Source organism: Bacillus sp. ISL-77 (assembly GCF_018613105.1).
Genome location: NZ_JAGGQY010000045.1, coordinates 1 through 8,997, shown reverse-complemented (window position 1 = coordinate 8,997; position 8,997 = coordinate 1). Strand labels below are relative to the sequence as shown.

General features: G+C 36.6%; 8 protein-coding genes, 1 tRNA gene, 2 rRNA genes and 1 pseudogene. 3 read left to right on the top strand and 9 right to left on the bottom strand.

Features of this window, described 5'->3' with window-relative positions:
- On the top strand, positions 1–175 hold a 175-nt coding region (locus J7E77_RS18600), incomplete at its 5' end, for a transposase (protein WP_214716330.1).
- A 175-nt stretch (positions 176–350) separates the two neighbouring features.
- Here J7E77_RS18600 and J7E77_RS18595 read toward each other — a convergent pair.
- From J7E77_RS18595 to J7E77_RS18570, 6 genes and pseudogenes are all read right to left on the bottom strand, one after another.
- Complete coding sequence (locus J7E77_RS18595) at positions 351–1,058, bottom strand: DUF421 domain-containing protein (RefSeq protein WP_214716328.1); 708 nt, start codon at positions 1,056–1,058, stop codon at positions 351–353.
- Between the two features lie 587 nt (positions 1,059–1,645).
- Entirely contained in the window at positions 1,646–2,131 is a 486-nt protein-coding gene (locus tag J7E77_RS18590; protein ID WP_214716329.1) for a hypothetical protein, read from the bottom strand.
- Positions 2,132–2,295: 164 nt separating this feature from the next.
- The gene (locus J7E77_RS18585; RefSeq protein WP_251028112.1) at positions 2,296–2,724 is read right to left on the bottom strand and encodes a CBO0543 family protein; all 429 of its coding nucleotides are present in this window, start codon (positions 2,722–2,724) and stop codon (positions 2,296–2,298) included.
- Positions 2,725–3,100: 376 nt separating this feature from the next.
- Entirely contained in the window at positions 3,101–3,997 is an 897-nt protein-coding gene (locus J7E77_RS18580) for an RCC1 domain-containing protein (RefSeq protein ID WP_214716325.1), read from the bottom strand.
- 345 nt (positions 3,998–4,342) lie between these two features.
- Positions 4,343–4,714 (bottom strand): DUF6262 family protein, encoded by a 372-nt coding sequence (locus J7E77_RS18575; RefSeq protein ID WP_214716323.1) that lies wholly within the window; start codon positions 4,712–4,714, stop codon positions 4,343–4,345.
- A gap of 2 nt (positions 4,715–4,716) precedes the next feature.
- A pseudogene (locus J7E77_RS18570) lies at positions 4,717–5,196 on the bottom strand (tyrosine-type recombinase/integrase); the annotation flags it as partial.
- A 561-nt stretch (positions 5,197–5,757) separates the two neighbouring features.
- On the opposite strand from J7E77_RS18570, the gene J7E77_RS18565 reads away from it, so the two are divergent.
- Positions 5,758–5,916, top strand: a complete 159-nt coding sequence (locus J7E77_RS18565) for a hypothetical protein (protein WP_214716321.1) — start codon at positions 5,758–5,760, stop codon at positions 5,914–5,916.
- Positions 5,917–5,951: 35 nt separating this feature from the next.
- Entirely contained in the window at positions 5,952–6,758 is an 807-nt protein-coding gene (locus J7E77_RS18560; RefSeq protein WP_214716319.1) for an HAD family hydrolase, read from the top strand.
- Positions 6,759–8,552: 1,794 nt separating this feature from the next.
- Here J7E77_RS18560 and J7E77_RS18555 read toward each other — a convergent pair.
- The 3 genes from J7E77_RS18555 to J7E77_RS18545 all read right to left on the bottom strand — a co-directional run.
- Positions 8,553–8,626: transfer RNA gene (locus J7E77_RS18555), tRNA-Met, on the bottom strand.
- 38 nt (positions 8,627–8,664) lie between these two features.
- Positions 8,665–8,781, bottom strand: a 5S ribosomal RNA gene (gene rrf, locus J7E77_RS18550).
- A gap of 76 nt (positions 8,782–8,857) precedes the next feature.
- A 23S ribosomal RNA gene (locus J7E77_RS18545) occupies positions 8,858–8,997 on the bottom strand; the annotation flags it as partial.

The window sequence follows — 8,997 nt, the reverse complement described above, 5'->3', positions numbered from 1 at the left end:
AAGACGTAAAGAAACGATTGAACGGGTCTTTGCGGATGCTAAGGAAAAGCATGGTATGCGTTGGACAACCTTAAGAGGCTTAAAAAAATTGTCCATGCAAACGATGCTTACTTTTGCTGCCATGAACTTGAAAAAGATGGCCAGTTGGACGTGGAAAGGTCCAGAATTGGCGTAATAATAGTCAAAGGATAGGTCTAAATTTTGCTCTTACGAGCAAAAATCCAATAAAAAGGCATCCGAATGGGCTCATTCGAATGCCTTTTGTCTACAATCTGAAAGGATCTTCCACCGGAAGATCCTTTATATTGCTTCTTCAACGAACGTCAATAAATTAAGCTTTAGTGAGCAAATTATTCCTTATCAATCGGTTGTTGAATGTTATCTTTATATAGATCGAGAAATAGGTTCCCATTAGTACTTTTAACAGCGTAAAATACTTGTTCTACTGATAATCCTCGTTTAGTTAGTTCTTCGTAACACCATTCAGTTAGTTGATTTTGTTTTAAATTTTCAACAATTATTTTACCGTCCATAATTAGTTCGATAGGAAAAGCTGTTTTACTCGATGAAGAGAACCCCAAATCCTTCCTGATTACTGGAAGATATTCAGGTTTTCGTAATACTGAAACCCTTCCATTCAGCTCAAGCACCGCGTACTCGACCTCTTCGATATCAAATATATTTTTTTCCCTTAATTCCTGATTTATAGTATCTGATGTCAGTTTTAATTTTTTTAAATTTTGTTCTAGTATTTTGCCATTTTCAACAATAACCGTTGGTTTTCCAGAAATCCAATTTCTTGCTTTTCGACTTTTTAAAGCGACCAATGTAAGAATATAAAGGATACCACTAAATGTTATTAAAGAAAACACAAGCTTCCAAGATTTCAAACTTATGTTAAAGGCCAAATTTGCTGTAATGGCACCTAAAGTTATTGCAGCAACAAAATCATGATAAGTCATTTGAGCGATGGTTTGTTTTCCAAGCATTCGAGCAATAATCATAATTAAGACGATTGCACAAATAGTCCTAATTAAAATTTCCAAGATATCATTCATTTGGTTTTCCTCTACAAAAATTACTGTTTTTTTATACAACAACAATAGTATTTACATCACTAAGGGTAATTCCATTTAATGTTAAAATATTTTACACTTTTCTTTATAGAGTATCACCCATTTTTTAATGAAAATATACGCTAAAACAATTTTTGTTCGGAGAATTATTTAAAGAACAAAATCATTACACAAATTAACGGGATAAATGAAATGGTGATTAAAATTTAGCTAGCTACCACCAACCGTTAACTTACTCGCTTTTATACTGTATACCCTATTCATTCTTAGTTTACATAAACATAACTATATGAAGGTAGCAAAAAACGCCAAACCTATATGGTTCAAGGGATTGGCGTTTTTTCATTTTTTATCGTTTATGCATAATTTTATACATCGTCGATGAATCAACATTTTCGGCTTCCTCAGAATCCTGTTAACTACATAAAAAAGTGAGGTTTTATGCACCTCTTATTCAATATAATGGCCCTATTGTTGAAGAAGAGCTAAAGACGATTCTTCAACTAAACTTCTTCTTTAGTTGAAGAAGAAAAGGGGATACGTCGCCGTTCCGCCATCTTTTAATTACTTCACTTAAAATCGTCAGGTACCCACGTAGCAATTTGGTCCCCTGGAGTAGCAACTATCAGCCATTCTTCCCCTGTATATCCAGCACCATCTCCAGCTTGCCAACATTCATACAAATTGTGGTGACCGTTTACAAACATCGTTAATCCAGATTGGAAAACGATAAAAAGGTGCGGGACAGAGTTACCTAATTTAATGTCAACAACTTTGTCCCTGCGTAATTTGAAAACTAAATTGTATTCCTCTTCCTCAGTTAATTCCTCCATTTCATCCTCTGAACTAGGATAATTTTTCATTCCATTGGGTAAAACTGTCCATTTTGACTCGATGTTAATCCAAAGGTCATCTGGTTCTTGATTAGTTGTATAATGCATAAATCGAATAAGAATTGCTCCTGCTCCAACACCGAATTTTACTCCATCTAATTGACTACCAATAAATAAATGTTGAAGAGCCCTTTCGGCAAATTGCTTTTCTCCAACGTCCAACATTCTCACCTCTTCCTGAAAACACTTATTTTCCTATAATTCAACACACCTCAACTACTATCCTTCTTGAGCTAACCTGCCCCGTTACTTTAATAAGAAAAAGCCACCAAGTATGGCAGCTCGACCTTAAGCATAAGTCCCTTGTTGAAAAATACAGCACTGAATTAATTATTTTTACAACAGATTTTTACCCTTTTTTTATACTCTAACCAGCGGATAAATTTTAAATTACCGAATAACAGCCCATATAAAAAAGGATAAGAAATAGCAGATAACCATATATTCCAATTCTTATGATAAAAGAAACCCATTTTTAGACATAACCATTCGTAAAGGGTAGAAAGAATAGACCAAAATAATATATACATAACCTTATTAATTAATGGACGATTAAAGGGATACCAATTAATAATAAGCATAGTTGCAGCTGGATATATCCCTAAAATAACAAGTAAGGTTTTTGCCTCCACAAAATAAGGTTCGAAAAATCCGTACATATTATATTTATCCGTAAATCTATCAGCTAGCTCGGCAGTAAATAAGCCCCAAAAAATGCTGCCGTAATATTCAATAAGTGGTAAATTTTTTTTCATTAGGAAAGCAGCCAGGTTAAACACAACAATGGATACATAAAGAAACCACATAGAATACATCCCACTCTTAAACACAAAATTAAGTTCTTTTCTAGGATATACATCTAGGAATTTTTTTATAAAAAGTTGCAATGGAACATTGGTGCTTGTTTCACTAACCTGCCCCGTTAGTTTAAGTGAAAACCTTCACAATATCCACTCTATATTTCATCATAATTATCCAATTTTATTGAAAAAATTACTCAACAATCTGCCCTATACATTAAAAAGAGCACATTTCTTGCTCAAGAAATGCGCCCTTTAATGGAATATCCTTATTTCTGAAGCAATGCTCATTAACTCGTTCAGTGATTCTCTGGCTTGTTGTTATTAAAAACTAATTGCTAGGCAGTTGGATGCCGCGCCAGCCGCTTACATCGCATTGGCCATATTCATTATCACCCACAGCAACCACCGTGCCGTCCGATTTAAGCCCGACGGTATGGGCACAACCCGCCGCTATCGCCACAATATCGCGCCAATCACTTACATTACATTGGCCATACTCATTCCAACCCACAGCCACCACAGTACCGTCCGATTTAAGGCCGATGGTATGATTACTACCCACCGCTATCGCCACAATACCGCGCCAGCCGCTTACATCGCATTGGTCATGTTTATTCAAACCCACAGCCGTCACCGTACCGTCCGATTTAAGACCGATTGTATGAAGATAACCCGCTTCGACCGCCACAATATCGCACCAGCCGCTTACATTGCATTGGCGATACCGATTATTACCCACAGCCGTCACCGTGCCGTCCAATTTAAGACCGATGGTATGCCAGTCACCCGCCGCGACCGCCACAATATCATGCCAGCCGCTTACATTGCATTCACCTTCATTATTTCGTCCCACTGCTACCACCGTGCCATCCGATTTTAGCCCAATGGTACGACGCCAACCCGCCGCAACCGCTACAATTTCGCGCCAGTCGTTTACATCGCATTGGTCATGCTTGTTCCAACCCACAGCCGCCACAGTACTGTCAGATTTAAGACCGATTGTATGAGCATTTCCCGTGTTCGTCGCCATATGAACATTACCAGCCGCGACCGCCACAATATCGCGCCAGCCGCTTACATCACATTGGCCATATTTATTATCACCCACAGCCGTCACTGTTCCGTCAGATTTAAGCCCAACGGTATGACGACGACCCGCCGCTATGGTATCTTTAGGCCACCGTTTCACCTTTAACACCGCTTCTTTCGGTGAAATGTAATCCATGTTTTACCTCCTTGAATTAAGCAACCCTGCAGTTACCTGACAGTATATGTAACTTTACGATTGCTCGTCAAATGTAAGCAACTGTATGGTTGTGTGATAAAGGAACCATATCTAACTGTCCTTTTAGTTTATTCCATTATCTGGCCCTTTAATGGAACAACAACTTACTTGTTCTTTTCCTTTTCACTATTAAAATCCCCTTTAGATAAACCTCTAAAGGGGTTAAAACATCACAACTTTTTTATAAACAGTATAACTTTTTTAAAAACAACACATCTTTTTTATAAACGGTACGACTTTATTTTCAAATACACACTTATTATTATAGTTTACTAAAATATTCTGTTAGTTTATCGTTTTTTTTTCACGTAAACGTTTATTTTCTTTTTCCAACTGCTTATTCTTTTGCTCTAACTTTTCAATTTTTCTTTTGAGAGAAGCGATTACCGCATTTTGATTGTTTTCGTCTCGTTTAATGCTAGAGTCTACGAATCCTTTTTCTTGTTGATTTCGTAAGAAATTAATGCGTTCTTTAAGCTCTGCATGATTATATAAGGTGGCTTTACTTATTCCAGCTTCTTCTGCCACGCTATTAAAATTAATTGCCTTATAACTCTTCGTAAGGCGTCTAATGGCTGCTTCTACTTTCTCTTTTGTTTTTATCTTACGCTGGGCGTGTAATTGCCTTAATTGCTCTTCACGGTCAAAATTAGCCACGTTTAACACCTTTTCTTACCTTCTAATTGTCGTTTCATACGGTCCAAACGTCCAAAAATGATATTTCCGTTCTTAATTGTTTCGTAAATGTTTTGGTATCTCTCTAAATTTTTCTCATTTGATTTCACCATATCTACACGGCCATATTCTCTTGAGGCTTCAATCCATTTGGTTGTTGTATCTATGAGAAGTTCATACTTCTTTATATCAAAGCTTGTCATACCGACCGCTAAGTCAAAACACGGTTTTCCGTCATTTGCAGTAAGACATGGAGGATCTGCTGCTAACGGGCAATTACCATTAACTCTTGCACGACAGGTACCATAAGGGTTGTCTAGTGCGTTTAACTTTTCATCTTTCCACATCATATCCAAAATATCTTCTGGGATTTCTTCAGATTCTGCCACTTGATGAATCTCCCCATTTAGGTCAAAAGAGAATACACCTTGTTTAACTACCGTTTCGAATTCCTTACGTTTAGTGACTAGCCATCTTAGCTTTTAGACGGAGAGGTTCCGGTGTCCTACCGGCTAAAAGGTTAGTAGGCTTGCGCTGTTTTACGATTCGGAAGGCAAAAGGGAAAAAACAAACAATAAAAGCAGCCGATTCGGCTGCTCTCCTTTTGTCTTTTATTCTTTTGATCTTAATCTTTTGATTTTCTGGTTTTCGGCTCGTTCGGTATGGCGGCTTTAGCCGTAAATGGAACAGGAACCTACGGAATGTAGGTGTGAGCCGTACATCCGTGGTTATCGGTCCATTTACTGCCGAAGCGACACGTACGGAATGACAGAAAGGAGCTCTTTCCTTTCTGATCAGTCCGTAGTGCTACCGCCCGAAGTATGTTCTCTATGCTTTTAACCTAGGTTTTAAAGTCCTCATTTCTGAAGAACACCTCAGCCTTAAGGCTGCATGACTGGAAAAAATTTGAAGAGTGATTTAGGCATAACAAAATTTTTGTTACATACACCTCGAATAAATAGAACAAACATTCCTAAGATAAATAGAAGGAGTGCATTTTTTATGAATAGGGGTGGAATGAAGAAATGGAATGGCTTTTTCATACCGGAAACCATAAAAATGATAAGGATCTTTGGCAGGGTGATAATAAAACTCCTAGACCAAATCTGGATGAAACCAAAATAAAAGATATGGATCAGCTATTGGTACCGGGTGTATTAAACACAAGACCTGTGGAAAAATAATTAGAGCCATAAAATATCTTGAGAAGGAGTAAAAAATGCAGAAACAAAACATCTTATTTAATCTTGACGATACGCTAGTATATTGTAATAGATATTTTAACCAAGTTATAGAAATGTTTGCCGACCAAATGACCACATGGTTTGACTCCTTAACAAAAGAGGAAATAAAACAAAAACAACTTGAAATTGATTTAGAATCAATTAACGAACACGGTTTAACATCAGACCGTTTTCCTGAGTCCTTTGTTGGTACTTATAAATACTTTTGTGACTTAACGGGAAAAGAAAAGGAAAAGTCCGATATCGAATTTTTCAGGGAGTTGGGGTTTAAGGTATTTAAAATTCCTGTAGAACCTCTCCCATATATGAATGAAACACTACAACGATTAAAAGAAGCTGGGCACGAATTGTATTTGCACACAGGTGGGGATGAGCCTAATCAACGTAGGAAAATCATTCAGTTAGAACTTACTACATATTTTGAACATCGTATCTTTATTTCAGAACATAAAGATACCACAGCTTTATCGGATATATTAAAAACAATTAAAGCGGACCCTAAAATAACTTGGATGGTTGGAGATTCATTAAGAACCGATATAGTGCCAGCACTAAAGATGAACATCAATGCCATTTACATTCCTGCAGAAACAGAATGGAAATATAACGTCGTTGAAGTTAAGGTGGAGCCTAAAAGGGCTTTTTTTACGTTGAATTCACTACAAGAAGTACCTGATGCTATTCATAAACACATTCTGGTGGATAATCAGTTTAGGAATAACTTACCTTCAAACTATGATTCTCATGATCGAAAAAAGGAAAAAGATAATCTTTACACTTAAAAGTGTTAATCATAAAAACCTTTAAAGCAGTTGCTATTGCATCTGCTTTAAAAGTTCATCCCGGCCGTGAATCTTATTCAACATGTCAACACCTAACCTGTTTGGATAATCTCTTCTGATGTTCCAGCGCAATATATTTTTTACTATTTTAATATTTTCACTGTGACTGCTATTTTAGAAGTTCTGTCTCTTATGGAATATTTCTTAATAGGTGCCAAAACCGTGCAATAAAATCTATAGATTTTATATTTTAATTCCTATTTTGCATTTTTCGACTCTTTTCCTACTTTTCTCTTCTTAATCAAGCGTTTGTTTAGTTTTTAAATGGGCCCTTATTTATCAAGGCTTTTTCCATCCTAGCATGTAAAAAGATTGTCGCTGCGGGTTCGAGTTTTTTTCTTAATCTTCAAAGATTAGTATAGAAACTTGGTAATCTTACATTCTTCGACCCTTTTTTCTCTTTTCTCTTGTTAATCAAACGTTTGTTTAGTTTTGTAATGAGCCCTTATTTATAATGGCCTTTTCCATCCTAGCATGTAAAAAGATTGTCGTTGCGGTTTCGAGTTTTTTTTCTTAATCTTCAAAGATTAGTATAAAAACTTGGTAATCTTACATTCTTCGACCCTTTTTTCTCTTTTCTCTTGTTAATCAAACGTTTGTTTAGTTTTGTAATGAGCCCTTATTTATCAAGGCCATTTTCATCCTAGAAGAAAAAGAATTGTCGAGATATGGTTTGGATTTTTTCTTGAAAGCCAGCATACTCATACCTATTCCTTAATTCTTTTGACTACCATAATCAAGAGTAAATAAAAGGGACACCGACCAAAATAAGTCGGTGTCCCTTTAAAATTTCAGGATGAATTTTTTTAATTAATCTTGTTCTGTGTTAGGAACCAGTGTTGTAAATGCTAATATCTATCGGATAAATTGGTTCAAAAAAAGAACAAAACTTATTAATAAGCGAACTACCTATCAAATCAAATGTGCCTATTATATTGATACTTAAACTCATTTAATTCCTTTACCTTTTCCTTGTTTTATTAGAAATGGAAAAATTGTAGATTTCGCTCCAAGACAAGGAGGGTCCTCATATTCAACTATGCACTAATTTTTAAGGACTGAACGTTCCCCATTAGTACTTGGCAGCTCCGTTCACATTCCAACTAATCCCCCTGTATTTTGCAAGTGAAAAGTGAGCCATTTAGCAATTGAATTTGAGCCACTTGAAATTAGAGAATTTCACATACTTGGAGAACGTATTTTAATACTGCGTAGGCTTGACATGGAGCCTCTACAGGCATGACTTTTTTGCGAAAGCGTGCGGTGGGCAAGGATTTCGCACCCTGACAAGGGTATCATGCCCGCCTCTCCATATAAAGCCGATTTAGCATTGCGTAATATAAAAAATCACAAAGTTAAAATGGCTCAGTCCTATGTTGTCATATGGCTCACTTTTCAATTAACATATACATCCCCCCTTAGTTGAAAAAGAAAAAAAGCGTCAAAGGCAGGTAAAAATCTTATTTACATTAAGCATTCTTTAGTTGAAAGCAGTAGCCTTAAATTTACAGTATTACGATTTTGAAATGATAAATGCCAACATATATGGTTTATAATAAATTTTTTTTGAACGATTTCCCCCAAGTAAGTATAGAAGTACTCGCTTTAGAATGTTAAAACTAATAAAATATTCTGTTTATTTAGCATTGAATAAAAAAAAGCCTTAAGAATAACTCCTTAATGCCAATAGAGGATATGTAATTTTATGTATTTTTTATAATTAGAGTTAATTGATTGCGGGGGCAGGATTTGAACCTACGACCTTCGGGTTATGAGCCCGACGAGCTACCAGACTGCTCCACCCCGCGACGACAATAAATATTATATAGACTAAGTATAAATAGCCGCCTGGCAACGTCCTACTCTCACAGGGGCGCATGCCCCAACTACCATCGGCGCTGAGAAGCTTAACTTCCGTGTTCGGTATGGGAACGGGTGTGACCTTCTCGCCATTGCTGCCAGACTATTTGGTTGAGGAATCATTCCCTCAAAACTAGATAATGCAGAAGAAGTTTATAAAAACGAGTATGCCTTAAAAATTGGTTAAGTCCTCGAACGATTAGTATCAGTCAGCTCCACATGTTACCACGCTTCCACCTCTGACCTATCAACCTGATCATCTTTCAGGGTTCTTACTAGCTTGCGCTATGGGAAATCTCATCTTGAGGGGGGCTTCATG